This window comes from Mogibacterium kristiansenii (assembly GCF_009695905.1).
GTDB classification, from domain to species: Bacteria; Bacillota; Clostridia; order Peptostreptococcales; family Anaerovoracaceae; genus Mogibacterium_A; species Mogibacterium_A kristiansenii.
The window spans coordinates 17157-33847 of sequence record NZ_VUNA01000013.1 but is presented as its reverse complement, the minus strand read 5'-3'; the positions used below and the strand labels follow the sequence as shown (position 1 = coordinate 33847).

General features: G+C 51.3%; 20 protein-coding genes, 3 tRNA genes and 1 riboswitch. Of the genes, 20 read left to right on the top strand and 3 right to left on the bottom strand.

The window, feature by feature from the left end:
* Positions 1–7 precede the first annotated feature (7 nt).
* The 15 genes from FYJ65_RS07110 (at position 8) to FYJ65_RS07040 (ending at position 10100) form a co-directional block, all read left to right on the top strand.
* Positions 8–82, top strand: a tRNA-Asn gene (locus tag FYJ65_RS07110).
* A gap of 12 nt (positions 83–94) precedes the next feature.
* Positions 95–183, top strand: a tRNA-Leu gene (locus tag FYJ65_RS07105).
* Between the two features lie 11 nt (positions 184–194).
* Positions 195–270: transfer RNA gene (locus FYJ65_RS07100), tRNA-Met, on the top strand.
* Positions 271–405: 135 nt separating this feature from the next.
* Complete coding sequence (locus FYJ65_RS07095; protein WP_154554649.1) at positions 406–765, top strand: flavodoxin family protein; 360 nt, start codon at positions 406–408, stop codon at positions 763–765.
* Entirely contained in the window at positions 740–1108 is a 369-nt protein-coding gene (locus tag FYJ65_RS09870) for a hypothetical protein (RefSeq protein WP_331469448.1), read from the top strand. The genes FYJ65_RS07095 and FYJ65_RS09870 overlap by 26 nt, the downstream gene beginning before the upstream one ends.
* Before the next feature lie 31 nt (positions 1109–1139).
* Positions 1140–1493: a Lin0512 family protein gene (locus tag FYJ65_RS07085; protein WP_206157352.1), complete on the top strand. Its 354-nt coding sequence runs from the start codon at positions 1140–1142 to the stop codon at positions 1491–1493.
* 146 nt (positions 1494–1639) lie between these two features.
* A complete protein-coding gene (locus tag FYJ65_RS07080; protein ID WP_154554647.1) occupies positions 1640–2407 on the top strand; it encodes a helix-turn-helix domain-containing protein in 768 nt (255 codons plus the stop codon).
* A gap of 482 nt (positions 2408–2889) precedes the next feature.
* Positions 2890–3699, top strand: coding sequence for a hypothetical protein (locus tag FYJ65_RS07075; protein ID WP_206157351.1), 810 nt, complete (start codon positions 2890–2892; stop codon positions 3697–3699).
* A 216-nt stretch (positions 3700–3915) separates the two neighbouring features.
* Positions 3916–4284: a hypothetical protein gene (locus tag FYJ65_RS07070; RefSeq protein ID WP_154554645.1), complete on the top strand. Its 369-nt coding sequence runs from the start codon at positions 3916–3918 to the stop codon at positions 4282–4284.
* Between the two features lie 99 nt (positions 4285–4383).
* Positions 4384–5478, top strand: coding sequence for a DNA/RNA non-specific endonuclease (locus FYJ65_RS07065; RefSeq protein WP_154554644.1), 1095 nt, complete (start codon positions 4384–4386; stop codon positions 5476–5478).
* A 54-nt stretch (positions 5479–5532) separates the two neighbouring features.
* Positions 5533–5671, top strand: a riboswitch (FMN riboswitch).
* Positions 5672–5792: 121 nt separating this feature from the next.
* The gene (ribD, locus tag FYJ65_RS07060) at positions 5793–6920 is read left to right on the top strand and encodes a bifunctional diaminohydroxyphosphoribosylaminopyrimidine deaminase/5-amino-6-(5-phosphoribosylamino)uracil reductase RibD (RefSeq protein ID WP_154554643.1); all 1128 of its coding nucleotides are present in this window, start codon (positions 5793–5795) and stop codon (positions 6918–6920) included.
* Positions 6905–7555, top strand: coding sequence for a riboflavin synthase (ribE, locus tag FYJ65_RS07055; RefSeq protein WP_154554642.1), 651 nt, complete (start codon positions 6905–6907; stop codon positions 7553–7555). Before ribD ends, ribE begins: the two co-directional genes overlap by 16 nt.
* Positions 7556–7622: 67 nt before the next feature.
* Positions 7623–8840: a bifunctional 3,4-dihydroxy-2-butanone-4-phosphate synthase/GTP cyclohydrolase II gene (locus FYJ65_RS07050; protein WP_154554641.1), complete on the top strand. Its 1218-nt coding sequence runs from the start codon at positions 7623–7625 to the stop codon at positions 8838–8840.
* Between the two features lie 107 nt (positions 8841–8947).
* Positions 8948–9424, top strand: a complete 477-nt coding sequence (gene ribH, locus FYJ65_RS07045; protein ID WP_154554640.1) for a 6,7-dimethyl-8-ribityllumazine synthase — start codon at positions 8948–8950, stop codon at positions 9422–9424.
* Between the two features lie 10 nt (positions 9425–9434).
* On the top strand, positions 9435–10100 hold the full coding sequence (locus tag FYJ65_RS07040; RefSeq protein ID WP_154554639.1) for an HAD family hydrolase: 666 nt from the start codon (positions 9435–9437) through the stop codon (positions 10098–10100).
* A 1103-nt stretch (positions 10101–11203) separates the two neighbouring features.
* Here the strand turns inward: FYJ65_RS07040 and FYJ65_RS09515 are convergent.
* Positions 11204–11566 (bottom strand): hypothetical protein, encoded by a 363-nt coding sequence (locus FYJ65_RS09515; RefSeq protein ID WP_206157350.1) that lies wholly within the window; start codon positions 11564–11566, stop codon positions 11204–11206.
* A 319-nt stretch (positions 11567–11885) separates the two neighbouring features.
* Between FYJ65_RS09515 and FYJ65_RS07035 the strand changes: the two genes are divergently transcribed.
* The 4 genes from FYJ65_RS07035 to FYJ65_RS07020 all read left to right on the top strand — a co-directional run bounded on the left by FYJ65_RS07035 (position 11886) and on the right by FYJ65_RS07020 (position 14200).
* Positions 11886–12362, top strand: coding sequence for a lactococcin 972 family bacteriocin (locus tag FYJ65_RS07035; RefSeq protein WP_235898230.1), 477 nt, complete (start codon positions 11886–11888; stop codon positions 12360–12362).
* A 73-nt stretch (positions 12363–12435) separates the two neighbouring features.
* Positions 12436–12618 (top strand): hypothetical protein, encoded by a 183-nt coding sequence (locus FYJ65_RS07030; RefSeq protein WP_154554638.1) that lies wholly within the window; start codon positions 12436–12438, stop codon positions 12616–12618.
* Between the two features lie 436 nt (positions 12619–13054).
* A complete protein-coding gene (locus tag FYJ65_RS07025) occupies positions 13055–13999 on the top strand; it encodes a hypothetical protein (protein WP_154554637.1) in 945 nt (314 codons plus the stop codon).
* Positions 14000–14200, top strand: a complete 201-nt coding sequence (locus FYJ65_RS07020; protein WP_154554636.1) for an ABC transporter ATP-binding protein — start codon at positions 14000–14002, stop codon at positions 14198–14200. It abuts the gene before it with no gap.
* A 401-nt stretch (positions 14201–14601) separates the two neighbouring features.
* Here FYJ65_RS07020 and FYJ65_RS07015 read toward each other — a convergent pair whose 3' ends face one another.
* Entirely contained in the window at positions 14602–15141 is a 540-nt protein-coding gene (locus FYJ65_RS07015) for a Gx transporter family protein (RefSeq protein WP_154554635.1), read from the bottom strand.
* Entirely contained in the window at positions 15125–15502 is a 378-nt protein-coding gene (locus FYJ65_RS07010; RefSeq protein WP_154554634.1) for a NusG domain II-containing protein, read from the bottom strand. Before FYJ65_RS07010 ends, FYJ65_RS07015 begins: the two co-directional genes overlap by 17 nt.
* A 51-nt stretch (positions 15503–15553) precedes the next feature.
* Between FYJ65_RS07010 and FYJ65_RS07005 the strand changes: the two genes are divergently transcribed.
* A complete protein-coding gene (locus FYJ65_RS07005) occupies positions 15554–16591 on the top strand; it encodes an FAD:protein FMN transferase (RefSeq protein ID WP_206157349.1) in 1038 nt (345 codons plus the stop codon).
* Positions 16592–16691: the final 100 nt, after the last annotated feature.

Genomic DNA, 16691 nt, shown 5'->3' with positions numbered 1-16691 from the left:
GAATTAATCCGAGGTAGCTCAATGGCAGAGCAACCGGCTGTTAACCGGTAGGTTGTGGGTTCGAGCCCCACCCTCGGAGCCATTTATTTTTTACGCCGGAATGGCGGAATTGGCAGACGCCCGGGACTTAAAATCCCGTGAGAAGTGATTCTCGTACCGGTTCGACCCCGGTTTCCGGCACCAATTCTTAATATCGCGGGGTAGAGCAGTTGGTAGCTCGTCGGGCTCATAACCCGGAGGTCGCAGGTTCAAGTCCTGTCCCCGCAACCACTTGAAACTAATCTCGAAGCATTTGCTTCGAGTTTTTTTATGTCTCGAAATTACGGGGAAAGCCCGTGGTTACGGGGTTTTAGGGCTATTGCCGGGATAATCGAAAAAAGGTATAATATTTCATGAAATAAGGAGTTGGAGGTTGACCAGGATGATACAAATCCAACAATTGATAAAATTGCCGCTGCAGATGTGATTCTTTTTGCTACTCCGGTATATTGGTGGGGAATGTCTGCACAGTTGAAACTTATCATCGATAAATGTTACTGCCGCGGTTTGAAGCTGAAAAATAAAAAAATTGGAACAATCGTTGTGGGAGGAGCCCCGGTGGACAGCATCCAGTATGAGTTAATTGACAAACAGTTCGGCTGCATGGCGAAATATCTTTCATGGGATGTAATTTTTCAAAAATCATATTGTGCAACAGCCAGTGATGAACTTGCAAAAAACAAGGATTCTATAAAAGAACTTGAAAATATTGGAAGAAACTTATAAAGCATATTTAAAGTTTCGGGTTATTGAACATAACAGATGCGAGCTGCAAAGGAGGCAAACCGAACTCCAACTAATAGGCGTTATTACACTTATGATTTGTAGGCTGGATGGGCTTCGTAAGTATAAAAAACAAATCATTCGAGAACAGAGGAGTCTTTCTCGAAAGTATGAAAACTTAAAGAAAGGAGGAGCCACTCAAAGAGTAAATATACAAAAACAAAGGCTTAAGGTACAAAAACTTCATCATAAGATTAATAATATTCGTACTGATTACAGCAATAAAACAATTGCAGAGATGGTGAAAACCAAACATCTTACATTATCTCGATGTGAGCATATTTAATCATATTTTGAGTGGCAGGTACAGCATGGCAATGAAGAGACTTTTAATTGAATTTGGGCAGGGTGTGGATATGCACGGCGGCGACCAGAACAATGCGGTGCGGAAGGCTACGGAAGATGCCATCCATCACTGCTGCATGGCAGGAATCTCAGAGATTTTTGAGATTACCGACCGAAAGAAGCAGGCATTTATCAAGGCGGACATCTATGCTCCGCATCCGGAGGAAGTGGATCCGAAAATCGTAACGGATTATCTGCACTGGTGGAATGTGGAAACAGAGGTGCATCACGGCGGTGCAAACCCGGAGGGGATTGCCTTGAATGGAAAACCGAAAACCGAGATTACAATCGCAATTGTCGCACTTACCGTGTACGTGGATGCATAAAAGAAAGACGGAAACCTATGACTTTAACGCAGCGCAAAGATTCTTTGCGCTGTTTTCATGGGCGATGCAAATGTAATTGGATAGACTTTCGGCTATAATAAAGGCAGAATCATCTTGCAAATATTTTTCGGGAGAGGGTGTCGAATATGGAACTTGGAAGAAGAATTACGGAGCTGAGAAAAGCAAATAACCTGACCCAGGAAGGGCTGGCGGAGCGGTGCAGTGTCACACGGCAGACCATTTCCAATTGGGAGAACGGGAAAAGCTATCCGGACCTGGAGATGCTGGTTTTTATCAGCGATTCTTTTGATATTTCCTTGGACGCTCTGGTGAAAGGAGATGGCAAGATGGTGCAGGAGATTACGAAGGAACAGCGCAAGGGGCGTTTCCAGAACTATAAGATGGCGGCGCTCACGGTGGGGCTGCTTCTGTTGGTGGGACTGGGGTTGTTCGCTCTGAACCATACCTACGTTCGGCTGAGCGCCGAAGACTGCGGTGCGGAGGTGGTGGAGGTGAAATCAATTCATCTCGACGATGTGAAAATCGATCGGGGTCGGAAGATGGCTTTTTATAAATTTCCAAACGACAATACGGGAATCTACTACGGGGTGAACGGGACCAAAGCCCCGAGCAAGGGAATTTACGTGTTCGAGGGGGAAGAGTACAATCAATTGATGAACAGCAAAGCGGCCACCTGCATAACGCTGGAGGTGCCGGATCGGACGGTTGTTTCGGTGGGATCCTCCAAAGAGGGGGCGGATACCGTGGAGCTGATCCTGAAGATGAGCAATTTAGACCGGGTTTTCGGGAAGAAGGGCGGAAGCGCCATTTTGACGTATATGTGGTTCAGCGATGTAAATCGAATTGTGGATGCGAATGCGGGCAATTCCATTGTGTGGAAGAAAAGCAAGTAGATGTAGAAAAAATAGAATGAGAGGAAATCTTCGACGGCCGCGGATGAGGCGGCGTCGGAGGTTTTTTTGTGGCAGGGCGGGTGTGCTTGTCGGCGTGGTGCCTGTCGACGAAGGAATAAGGGCTAGCGGGCGGTGAGGCACCACGCCCAGTGCGGCGGAAGACCCATTGGCCTTGTCGGCGTGGTGCCTGTCGACGAAGGAACAAGGGCTAGCGGGGAGTGAGGCACCACGCCCGGGGCGCTGAAGACTCCTTTGGCTCGGGAGACGTGGTGCTTGGCGACGAAGAACAAAGGGTTTGCGAGCGGTGAGGCACCACGTCCCGGGCGAATCAGTGCCACTTCCTTTGCCGGTCGCAAATCAAGGCTTTCGCCGACCGTCTAGAGCCTTGACAACCCGATGCATTCAAGGTATGGTGTAACCACAAGAAAGGAGTCGCGACGGAATCCTTTAAGTTTGTACGAATTCCGTTGCGGTAGTGTGCAATGGGGGAGGATTTTAAATGGGTCAATGTGGACAAACGAGAATATATTGAGCCTTTTGCATTTAATTACGGCGCTAGATTCCATCAGTGTATGTCCAGAGAGAACGAGGTGCGAAATGCGCTGCACAGCTTGTTGAGCGATGAGTGGAAAGGGAATCGTATTCTTTGGATTGGAGATTCCTGCAGTGTGGAAGAATCTTATCCCAACGATTTGATTCGGGTTCTATACGAGCAAACGGTGGAATTCGGTCATCCCGAAGATGTGTTTGATTTAATTTGCGAGACATATCAGGATGTATCCGGTTTGTTCAAAGAAGCGGAAGAATGTGTGCGGGAATATATCGGAGCTTATATTGCAGACGTTAGAGCAGGTATAGATGTTCCCAACGAATTCGGAATTGACATCAATCATCCGTTCCGCGGACAGTTCCAAAGGGAAACCGAAGAATACCGCTACACGATAAACTATACCAAGGGAATCTACTATGAACTGGGAGAGACTGCGGTTGTGGCACGTGTTTATAATGCAGATTTTTCGACGGAAAGATATTACTATGAAGTGGAGGAAGATCCGCTGTCGCTTCTTTTGGGATATGGGGAAAAGGCCAAACCGGGAGAATGGCTGGGGGATGCAATTGGCGTATCCAATCAGCGACCGGAAGGATTCTTTCGGATTCCTCGAATATACCTGAAATACTATCCTTACTATCATAACAGCTGCACACTGTCTCGCAGGATGGTTCGGAGGATGCCGAAGTCCAAGGAATCCATTGCCGTTTATCCGGCGAAAATTGAGGAAATGACGAGGTAATATCATGAACGAGCTTCCTTCCGGAGGCTCGTTTTTTTATACGGAACCCTTGGGCGCGAAAAAGGGAAGACCCCGAAAAATACCCTTTCGGGTGATGTTCCGCCGGCGTGAACTTGGTAAAATACTCTCACAAGCAAGAAGTACTTCGTATGTTTTACACAAAACCGTTATCGCACCCGAGATTCGAAAGGATCATTTCGAGAGATGGTGAGAGATATGAAAAAGAAAATAATGACGGTGGTGATGTCTTTGATGATGTGCTTCTCAGTGGCCGCCTGCGGGGGTGGAGAAGATAAGAAAAAAGACGACGGCATCGATCCAAACGCAACCGTGACCAAGGAGCAGTACGACAAGCTGCGGGAAACCAAGTGGTATGAACTGACGCCGGAAGAAATGGAACAGTTTCTGGGCGTGAAGTATGTGGAGGACGAGGACTCCACTGAAAGCTGGGGAGAAGGTTACCTGGTGGTGGACTTCCCGGGCCCGGATGAGAATTCTCGCCTGCACGTGTTGTTCAAGGCGGATGAGAACGGCAAGTATACCCCTTCCAGCATGAGCCCGACAGGCAAGCTGATGGAAGATTAAATGGTGAATAAGCAAAAATCCCGGCCCGATGACCGGGATTTTTGTTTTGAGCGTATGGTATAATAAACTTAAAATACAATAAAAAAGGACACTGTGAACATGAGTGCAAACCATACCACAAAAAAACCGAATAAAAAAACACCCGGCCCCGGCGAAGACGGACGGTGTGCCAACCGGAAGCGGATTCTCACCCTGGCGGTGATTTTAATTGCCGCCGCCGGCATCCTCTTCGCCCATAAGGGAGATGAAATTCAGAACCTCATTCAATCCAAGGGCATTCACGCGGAGGCCGGCGTGGCCAAGGCCGGATACAAATCCGGCGGCCTGTCTCCCAAGAACCTGTCGGACAAGAGCATCCGGAAAACTGTACCGAATTATTCCGGACAGCCCTACCGGGAGCTGAACGGGGGGAAGCCGGAATTTCGCAAATCGGAAATCTCGAAGAAGGCCTACGAGCGACTGGGAGATTTGGACCGTCTGGGACGGTGCACCGGCACTCTGGCCTGCCTGGGGCGGGAGATCATGCCGAAAGACGGTCAGCAGCGAGGATCCATCAGCGAGATCCATCCCACGGGATGGCACAGTGTACAGTACCGAAGCGTCTCCGGCGGAAGCCTGTACAACCGCTGCCACCTAATCGGCTGGCAGCTGACGGGAAACGATGCGGTGGCCCGCAATCTGATTACCGGCACTCGGTACATGAATGTGGAAGGGATGGAGCCTTTCGAATCGAAAGTGGCCGAATACCTTCGGTCCACCGGAAACCATGTGATGTACCGCGTGACACCTGTTTTTAAGGGAGATGAAGCCGTCGCCCGAGGCGTCCACATGGAAGCTTTGTCGGTGGAAGACGGCGGGCGCGGAATTTCTTTTAACGTCTACTGCTACAACGTGCAGCCGAAGATTAAGATCGACTATGCCACCGGGGAGAGCAAATCCACCATCTCCGGAGATAAGAGCGGATACCGCACCCGGAAGAACGGCACGACGTATTCCTCCAAGAAGCTGCAGAAGCATACGGTGAAGAAGGGGCAGGGCACCAAATACATCGTGAACACCAACACGGGAAAATTCCACTACCCATCCTGCTATTCCGTGAAGCAGATGAGCGAGCGGAATACCGTGACCACCAAGGAGTCCCGGAAACAGCTGATTGCAGAGGGGTACAGCCCCTGCGGAAATTGTCATCCGTAAGGAAAATACAATCTTTACTTTTGGCCGGGATGTAGTATAATAACAATGGCAATTTAAAATCTTCGGGGCGGGGCGCAATTCCCCACCGGCGGTACAGCCCGCGAGCGTTTTCCGAGGGACGGAGTTCCGGAAAACCGCATGATTCGGTGAGATTCCGAAGCCGACAGTATAGTCTGGATGAAAGAAGATGGTCAGAGCATGCGACCCCGGGACGATGGTTCCGGGGTTTATATATTTGACTGATTGGGAGAAGAAAGCCTCGTGTCGATAGGGATGCGGGGCTTTATATGGTTTTTGAGAAAAGAGGGACGGCTATGGCAGAAGAACAATTCATGAAACGAGCCATTGAACTGGCGAAGCAAGGGGTGGGCTGGACGGCTCCCAACCCGTTGGTAGGCGCAGTGGTGGTGAAGAACGGTCGAGTGATTGGTGAGGGATATCATCGGAAATACGGCGAACTTCACGCGGAGCGAAATGCGCTGGCGGCCTGCACTGAAGATCCGGCGGGCGCAACTCTGTACGTGACGCTGGAGCCTTGCTGCCATTACGGAAAGACGCCGCCTTGCACGGAGATTATCATCGAAAAGAAAATCGCCAAGGTGGTTATCGGATCTCGAGATCCGAATCCGAAGGTGGCGGGCAAAGGGGCTCGGATTCTTCGGGAGCACGGAATCAACGTGGTGGAGGACTACATGCGAGAGGCCTGCGATGCCTTGAATCCGGTGTTTTTCCACTACATCACCACCAAGACGCCGTACGTCGTTCTGAAATTTGCCATGACGCTGGATGGAAAAATCGCGACTCGAACCGGCGCCTCCAAATGGATTACGGGGGAAGCGGCCCGGAATCACGTGCATCAGCTACGCGGCCGATATGCGGGAATCCTGGCGGGCATCGGCACGGTGCTGGCGGACGACCCGATGCTGAACTGCCGAATCGACGGAGCCCATCAGCCGCTGCGGATTATTCTGGACAGCCACCTGCGGATTCCAATGGGCAGCCGGCTGGTTCGCAGTGCGAAGGAGTATCCGCTGCTGATCGTGTGCAATGAGAGCACCCGGGACCGGGAAGAAGGGACAAACCGAATTCAGAAGCTGGAAGAAGCCGGGGCCAAGGTCTGGACCCTTCCGGAGAAGAACGGCCATCCGGATTTGAACGTGCTCATGCAGCGGCTGGGAGAAGAGAAGATCGACTCCGTCCTGATAGAAGGGGGAGGCACGGTCAATGAAGCCGTCCTAAAAGCACATATCGTTCATCACGTATACGCGTACATCGCACCGAAAATCTTTGGCGGCGAGGATGCCAAGACACCGGTGGAAGGGTCGGGCATCCGCCTTCCGCAGGAATGCGCAAAGCTGCGGCTGGCTAAGATTACCGTGCTGCTGAACGACATGCTGCTGGAATACGATGTGGAAGGAGAGACGGAATGTTCACCGGAATAGTAGAAGAAGTGGGAACCATGCAGGGCGTTCGCATGGGAAGCCAATCCGGAGAGATTCACCTGCAGGCATCCAAGGTACTGGAAGGCACGCAGCTGGGAGACAGCATTGCGGTAAACGGGGTGTGTCTGACCGTCACCCGAATGACGGGAGATGGTTTTACTGCGGATGTGATGCCGGAAACCCTGCGGCGCACCAATCTGGGTCAGCTGAAACCGGGGGATCCCGTGGACCTGGAGAGAGCCATGGCGGCGGACGGACGGTTCGGCGGTCACCTGGTATCCGGGCATATCGACGGAACCGGTCGGATTGTGGAACAGCGCAAGGAAGGAAATGCGGTCTGGGTTCGAATCGGAACCACGCCGGAAATCCTGCGCCTGATTGTGGAGAAGGGATCCATCACCATCGACGGCATCAGCCTGACGGTGGCCGCCCTGGACTCGGACAGCTTCCAAGTATCCATCATTCCCCATACCGGGAGCGAAACCATCCTTCTGGGAAAGAAGGCCGGAGATGTGGTGAATCTGGAAAACGATATTATCGGAAAATACGTACAGCGGTTGCTGACGAATCCGGCACCGGAAGAAGCCCCGGAAAGCAAAGTGACCTGGGAATTCCTGGCGGAAAACGGATTTTAGAATAGGAAAAGGCGGGCGATTCGCCCGTGAAATAAAGCAAACAAAAAAGCAAGGGAGGACTATTGCAATGAGTTTTAAATACAACACAGTGGAAGAAGCGCTGGAGGCGCTGAGAGCCGGAAAACTGATTCTCTGCACCGACGATCCGGATCGGGAGAATGAAGGAGATCTGATCTGTGCGGCGGAGCACGCTACCACGGAGAACGTGAACTTCATGGCGACCCATGCCAAAGGCCTGATTTGCACGCCGATGTCGGTGGATTTCGCCCACCGACTGAACCTGCCGCAGATGGTATCGGAAAATACCGACAACCATTGCACTGCTTTTACCGTATCCGTCGACCACGTAAATACCACCACCGGAATCTCCGCGGAGGAGAGAGGGTATACCTGCCGGATGCTGACGGATCCGGAGACTCAGCCGAACGATTTGAGAAGACCGGGACACGTGTTCCCGCTGGTGGCACGTCACGGCGGTGTGCTGGTTCGGAACGGACATACCGAAGCGACGGTGGACCTGATGAGACTGGCCGGACTGAAAGAAGTGGGCCTTTGCTGCGAGGTGATGAGAGAAGACGGCACCATGATGCGGGCGCCGGAACTCCAGAAGATGTCGGAAGAATATGATATTTGTTTTATCACCATCAAAGACCTGCAGGACTACATCCGCCGTTACGAGAAGCACATGAACTGCGTGGCAAACGCCAAGCTGCCAACCGTGTACGGCGAATTCCGGATTAAGGGATATGTGAACGACATCACCGGCGAACACCATGTGGCGCTGGTGTGCGGCGACATCCGGGACGGCGAGGACGTGCTGTGCCGGGTGCACTCGGAATGCCTTACCGGCGATGTGTTCGGGTCCGCCCGCTGCGATTGCGGCGATCAGCTGCACACCGCGATGAAAATGGTTCAGGAAGAGGGCCGAGGCGTGATTCTGTACATGCGCCAGGAAGGCCGGGGCATTGGCCTGATCAACAAGCTGAAGGCGTACGAGCTGCAGGAACACGGTCGAGACACGGTGGAAGCCAACGTGGAACTGGGTTTTGAGCCGGATCTGCGGGAGTACTGGTCCGGTGCGCAGATGCTGCAGGACCTGGGCGTGAAATCCATCCGCCTCATGACCAACAACCCGAGCAAAATCTACGGTCTGGAAGGTTTCGACTTCAAGATTACCCAGCGGGTGCCGATCGAGATTCAGCCGGGAAAATACGACGAGTTCTATCTCCGCACCAAGAAGGACAAAATGGGCCACGTGTTCGAGCAGATCAAGTTCGATAAGTAATTTTCGGTAAAAACAAATTCGGGCGCCCCGACGCGTCCGGGGAAAATACAAAAACAAATTGCAAAGGGTGTCGAAGACGGCACGGATAAAAGTAGGAGGAAAAAGAAATGGCAATTAATCTGTTAGAAGGAAAAGTCGTTGCACCGGAAGGAATGAAGGTAGGCATTATCGCTTCCCGTTTCAACAGCTTTATCGTACAGAAGCTGTTGGACGGTGCGGTGGACGGCCTGGTTCGTCACGGCGTGGAGGAGAGCAATATCGATGCGGCTTGGGTACCGGGCGCATTCGAAGTTCCGCTGATGGCACAGAAGATGGCGGAATCCGGTAAATACGATGCGGTAATCTGTGTCGGTGCGGTTATCCGCGGTGCCACTTCTCACTATGAGCTGGTTACCAACGAGTCCGCGAAGGGCATTGCACAGGTGAGCCTGAAGTCCGGTGTTCCGGTACTCTTTGGCATCATCACCACCGAGAACATCGAGCAGGCCATCGAAAGAGCCGGATCCAAGGCCGGAAACAAGGGCTATGACTGCGCGCTTTCCGCAATCGAGATGGTGAACCTGGAAAAAGTGATCCGGGGTTAATTTGAAAGCCATGAAAATCCAAACGGTTATTTTCGATTGGGACGGCACCCTGCACGATACGAAAGCGCTGTACGGTGCCGCCCTTCGCCAAACCCTTTCGTGGTTAGAGGAACAGGGGTATTCCGTGCCGGCAGATCAATCGGACGACCGGCTGGCGAGATATCTGGGGGTGAATGCCCGGGATATGTGGAACGATTTCATGCCGTCGCTTCCGGCGGAAATTAAGGAAGAATGTTCTCGGCAAACCGGCGAACAGATGATTCGGAAAATCCGGGCGGGCCGAGCCAGACTGTACCCCGGCGTGCCGGAGGTTCTGCGGCAACTGGCGGAGTCCGGATACCATTCGGTGATTCTGTCCAACTGCAAGGTTCCCTACATGGAAGCCCAGCGAGAGCATTTCCGGCTGGACCGCCGGATGGAAGGCTTTTACTGCAGCGGTGCCTACGGCTTCTGCCCCAAAGAGGAAATCTTCCCGGAGATTCGCAAGAAATTCCCGGGAGGCTTCTGCATGGTGGGAGACCGTGCCTCGGATCGACAGGTATCGGTGGTTCACCACATCCCATTTGTGGGATGCGAATACGGATTCGGAACCCGAGAAGAGCTGGAGGGCGCGGACGCCCTGCTTTCGGATATCCGGGAACTTCCCGAGGTACTGGCGCAGTGGAATTGGGAATAAGAAGCGCTTCGCGAATACTTGAGGGACAAGGAGCACTTTGCGAATACTTGCGGGATAGTTATTGGAGACTATCCCGCTTTTTTATTTTCGAGCACCCAAATACGCCAACATGTCAGGATATTTCCGGTCGTGTTGGCGTGGCGAGGCGAAGAAACAAGGCGCAGCGGGTAGGGGGGCGCCAACAAAGGCGGAGTCCGCCCGGGAAATTTCCGGTCGTGTTGGCGTGGCGAGGCGAAGAAATAAGGCGCAGCGGGGAGGGCGGCGCAAACAAAGGCGGCGTCCGCCCGGGAAAAGTGGGACCGCGTTGGCGTGGCCCGACGGAGGAATAAGGCGTAGCGGGGAGGGAGACGCCAACAAAGGCGACGTCCGCCCGGGAAAATCCGGATGGTGTTGGCGTCGCGAGGCGAAGGGATAAGGCGTAGCGGGGAGGGAGACGCCAACAAAGGCGACGTCCGCCCGGGAAATTTCCGGTCGTGTTGGCGTGGCCTGACGGAGGAATAAGGCGTAGCGGGGAGGGCGGCGCAAACAAAGGCGGCGTCCGCCCGGGAAAAGTGGGACCGCGTTGGCGTGACCCGACGAAGAAATAAGGCGCAACGGGGAAGGGAACGCCAACACGGCCCGGCTGTGCTTGTCTAAAAACTGCTGCACGAAAGGTTCCCCCGCCCTTCGTGCAGCAGTCCCCATCATTATTATTTCAAATGGAAAAGAATTGACGACGAACTCACACATTTCCGCCGTTCGTCGTCAATTCTAATCTGCTCCTCATGCCTCCTGCTCTAATCTGCATTCTGCATCCCCGGAAATTGACGACAGTCCCTTTGTTTCGGACAAACTGTCGTCAATCTAATAATTTCTTCACGTATGGAGCACTAATGAAAGTCGAACCCAGGCCTGAAATCACTTCTTACAACCCAGATTTTCTGATTCCAAGACTTTATCCTACCCCCTCCTTTGGGCATTTAACTCTAATCTACCAAGCGGACGCGGGGGAATTGACGACGAAAGCGCGGGGAGGAGGGGTTCGTCGTCAATTTCTACCGATTTCTTGAAAGCAGCCCGAATTAGAGACTGCTTTTATAATGTATCCATAGTAGTGGAGGCTTTTACAAATTGAGCACCAAGTTCGCGCCGGGCGCCTGCGAAATCTTCACGAGAACTTGGTGCAAAGGAAACGGAAGAACAAGGGCTAGCAGCATTTCGTGCACCAAGTCCGCATCGGGCGCCGGCGGAATTTCCTCGAGAACTTGGTGCAAAGGAAACGAAAGAACAAGGGGTAGCGACTTTTCATGCACCAAGTTCGCATCGGGCGCCGGCGAAATCCACTCGGAAACTTGGTGCAAAGGAAACGGAAGAACAAGGGCTAGCAGCATTTCGTGCACCAAGTCCGCATCGGGCGCCGGCGGAATCCCCTCGGGAACTTGGTGCAAAGGAAACGGAAGAACAAGGGCTAGCGGTTTTTCGTGCACCAAGTTCGCGCCGGGCGCCGGCGAAATCCTCACGGGAACTTGGTGCAAAGGAAACGGAAGCACAAGGGCTAGCGGTTTTTCGTGCACCAAGTCCGCGCCGGGCGCCGGCGGAATCCTTACGAGAACTTGGTGCAAAGGAAACGAAAGAACAAGGGGTAGCGACTTTTCATGCACCAAGTTCGCATCGGGCGCCGGGCGTCCTCTGCCGGCGGCAGAGAAAAAATCTACATTCTTTTATTTTTAGACTATCCTTTTTGTATCCCACTCGTTAAACCTTATAGAACCGGTTCGTAATCAATGTGAAAACAAGGGGGAAGATATGTTTAAGAAAATTATTACGGTAACGATGGTAAGTGTGTTAATGCTGATGGCCTCGGTGGGGGTATTTGCGGATGCGCCGCAGGATGTGTCATCGTCGGATGTACCGCCACAGGATATGCTGTACGATCCGGAACTCGGATATGAAGTGGATTTGGATAACCCGGCAAGCGACACGTTGGGGTGCACATATGTAGAAGGACTCGGTTACAAAGTGACCATTGACAGTGAGAATCTTGCAAGAGAGGGATCCTATGACAGCGGATGGAAGGATTTTTATGGCGGAAAGTGGAGGCACGGTGTGAACTCGAAACACGTGTGGTCCAAATACAACCACTCTAAGAAGACACATAAAACGACCGTAAAAGGAGCGGGTGGTAAGTATTCCTACTCCGGATGGGTCGGAAAAGGAAAGCAGGCAGCTGCATCTTGGGAGAAAGCGAAAACCGGAAACAAAGCATGGGCAGATGTGAAGTAACAATCCGTTGAACAATAAAGGATCTGGGGCTCGGTATTTTTTTGCGGAGCCCTAAGTTAAATGGTAGCGACACATGAAAAAGATAATACAGACAATGCTGGTGATTCTCATCGTAACCGTCGCCTTTGGGGTTTCATGCAACCAAGATGATATGTTTCTGAAGACCTTTACGAATGAGTTTGATACCACAATCAACATTATTTCATCACCGGCACCGACGCAAAACAATAGGACAAAGCGGCAGGAACTGGCTTAAAAGCATAACATGAATTTTATTAAGGTTCGGCGTATTCCACGGAATCAGCGGAATGAGAGGCAGCAGATTTCGAGATTTGTCTATTTAAACGAAGCGGCATGGTTTGAAAAGGCATTTCCGAATATTTCTTTTCAAAGAAATATTCACGGGACGAACGAATTCAAGAATGCGAAGGGGGCGACATTCCTCACTTCGAAGGAAGTAAGCCTATTGCCGTTTTCGAAAATCAACAGCAATAACTTTAACGGCGATTACTATTTTCGCGGGACGAAAGAAGATACGGAAGCGTTTCTGAAAGAACTGACCGGTGACGAGAACATGGGAGTGCAGGCAACCGTAGATTCTTCGGAAACTGTAGCTAGCGATACAACTGAAAACCAACTGTTTTTATATCTAACCATTCCGGCAATTATGGTCGCTGCAATTCTCTTCTGCTATGCGGATATACAATGGGCAGCTGACGAAAGAGCTCGCCGTTGCCGGGCTGATCGGCTGGAAGATCACCCATTTCGCAGCAACCAAAGCCGCAAGATTGGTGATTCCACCGCTGCTGATTGCGGTTCCGATCATCAGCGGAGCGCTGATGTATGTCATGCAGCTGCAAACGGTCCGCGGCTTCCTTTCGGCGACGAAGAGCGTATACCTGGCGGTCGGGGCGGCACCGGATGATAAGAAACTAAACATTCCAACCCTTCGCGACGATGAATGGCTGATTCTGTACCCGGAGAAAAGCAAACCGACAGAAGACGATATCGAAAAGATGAAAGAAACACAGCGAGATGAATCGAACAAGAAAAAAGCCTCAGCCGTAAAACTCGTGCCAATAAAAGATGACCAGAGTTTTATGACCTGTGATTCTTCCATGCGTTTGGAAGAGGCACGGCTTCAAGATTACACGCTCATCCTGGTGGACGGAGGCAGACTGAAACCGACCGGAAGCATAAAGCTGCCGTCCCTGGTAAAAGGATACTTCCGTCCCCATGTAAAGAATTCCGCCAATGCGTACGGCGAGCTGAAACGCATAATTGCTCAAACGCAGGCCGATCCATATGTTTTATGGATCAGCAGCGTGTACGACGATGTGATGTTTCAGATTGAAGAAATACGGACAGAGGCGGCCGTAAACGCGATTGCTTTTATGCTGTTGATGTTGATTATCGCATTCGTCGTAAAAATTGATGTGGAGTCGTATTTATACCACCACGGAAGAAGGCTGGATGTGTCGTATCTGCTGGGATACGGGTTCATGAACGTTCACGGAAAAAGACTTCTCAAAAGCGGGATTACATACGGGATTGGTTTCGGGATGTTTATCGGTGAAATCATAAAGCTGGGACGCAGCAAGAATAATATCGGGGAGAGACTGAAGGAGGGCTGCTAAATGCATGAAAATTCAGCGCAAATCATATTAAAGGACATCGAGAAAGCTTATGGCAGCAGAAAAATTCTGGACGGAATCAATATGGAAATCTGTCCGGGGGACTTTATTTGCATTTACGGGAAAAGCGAGAGATTGCGAAGATATAAAATCGCGTATCTGTTTCAGAACTTTGCGTTGGTGGAAAAAATGACCGTGAAATAGACAAAAATCAATTTATCGATTGCCGGCTGAATTCAGATTTTTTGCTGGTTCCGACTGTCGTCCTTTCATATCGAGGATTTCGCAAGGGACCGATGTGAACGGAATAAAAAAATAAAAGAGCCTGCAGCATATCCCGTTGCTGCAGGCTCTTTCTGTAATGTCATGTGCTGTTACTTTTATCTAAGATCGAAACAGGAAACAGGTAAGGTAAAGGAGAAGAAAAAAAGACCTGTCTCAATCGAAAAGCACGAGTAATTGGTGAATTACAATTAGTATTATGAAACATTCCATTGGATAAGTCAACAAAAATCCTAAATATACCCATTATAAATTTTAAATAATTGTGTTTAACAACTAAAAAATATAATACGGGCGAGCATAAACTGTGTAAACCCACTTATCTAAAGGTGTTCCAGTCGGCGGCAGATTACTGCCGCACCCAGGCCGATGACGATGCCCGCAATCATTCCGGAGAATAGAAGCACCGGAAAATACAGGAAAATTTGACTGTCCTGAAGCAGAAGGGCGGCCACCAGAAGCTGCCCCATGTTGTGCAGCACGCCTCCGGCCATGCTGATTCCGGCGATGCTGAATTGGTCGGTCTTCTTCAGGGCAACCATTCCAAGAAGGCTAATGGCCGCACCGCCCAGAGAATAGAGGGCGCCGAAGACACCGTTGAAAAGAAGACCGGCGATGAGAATTCGAATGACGTTTACCGCTGCGGCATGTTTCGCGGAAAGTTGATACAGCGCTACCAGTGCGACGATGTTGGCAATTCCAAGTTTAATGCCCGGGACACCCGGATTATATGGTATAATAGCTTCCACGTAGGAAAATATCAGCGCCAGTGCGGCCAGCAGAGCGATGGTGGCTACGTTGCCGGTTCGGGAATCGGCGGTGCGGCGAGACGTTGTTCCTTTTGATTTAGCTGGAAATGGCATCGTATTCATCGCCTCCTTTTCCCTGAATCTGAACCACCATTTTGTTCGGCAGGCAGATGATGCTCTCCCCGGTGGTATGAATGGCCTTATGCTTGACGCATACCTGGTTGTGACAGCTTGCGTGGGTAACGGAAACCTCCCCGTTGTGAATTCGAACCGTGTTGGTTTTCTTCCCCTGCTTCACCGTAACGGTGCGGTCCTCGGAAATGGAATAACTGCCGTATACCTTGCCGTCTGTTTTTATGATGACCCGGCTTCCGGACGTATCGAATTGCGAAATCCATAGAGATGCCGCCACCCCCGTCAGGATGAGCACTCCGGCCAGAAGGATATCCGCTTTGCGTATGATTCCTTTGAACATAGAACTCCTTCGTAATTATTATTTATATAAAGGCAACAGAAAGGATAACCCGTGACCCATTATATCGTAAAAAAAATGAAAGGCGTGGCGCTTCTGGCCACACTCCTAATTATTATAACACAGACCGGATGCAATAGTAACTCGGATATTGAACCGGTCACCCGGGATAATTATTTTCTGGATACCACCTGCAGCGTTTCGGTCTATCAGATCGACGGCGGCCTGGACGAAGACAAGGCCAATGCGGCCATCACGAAAGCCTACGACCGCTGCCGCGAGCTGGACAAGCTGCTGAGCAACAAGACCGACTCCAGCGATGTGACCAAGGTGAACCGTTCCGGCGGTGCCTGGGTGATGGTGGGAAAGGATGCGGCAACCGTCATAAAAGAAGGTCTCCGTTACGGCAAGCTGTCCGGCGGTGCTTTCGACATCACTATCGGAAGGGTGACGGACCTCTGGGATTTCCATGCGGACAAGCCGAAGCTGCCGGATGAAGCCAAGCTGCAGGAGGCGCTCCGGCACGTGAACTATCGAAACGTGGAGGTGGACGGAAATCGAATCCGCCTGCTGGACCCGGAAGCAAAAATCGATCTGGGCGGCATCGCTAAGGGATACGTGGGAGATGAGATGCGCAAGGTGCTGAAGAAAGAAGGCGTGACCTCCGCGGTCATCAACCTGGGAGGCAATATTGTTACCGTCGGCACGAAACCGGACGGCTCGAAGTACACCATCGGCATTGAGAAGCCGTTCTCCGATCGTCAGGAAATCATCGGCCGCACCCACATCGGTGAGGGAACGGTGGTTACCTCCGGCATCTACGAGCGCCAGTTCGAATACAAGGGAAAGCGCTATCACCACATCCTCAGCCCGAAGACCGGATATCCGGTGGATACGGATCTGGAGGCGGTAAGTCTGGTTACCGTGAAGAATTCCTCCATGGACACCGACGCCATGAGCACCATTTGCCTCATGAAAGGTACCAAAGCAGCCAAGAAATTCATCGACAGCCAGAAGGGCATCGAAGCCGCATTCTACGGAAAAGATAACAAAACATCCACCACTGAGGGAATGGATTTCGAGGCAGAATAGCCCACTCCAAAGGGACTTTCTACTTTTTCTTGGAGATTTTGATACAACAATAAGGGGACTGTCGCATTAACAACAAATAAGACAGCTCCAAACACAAAAG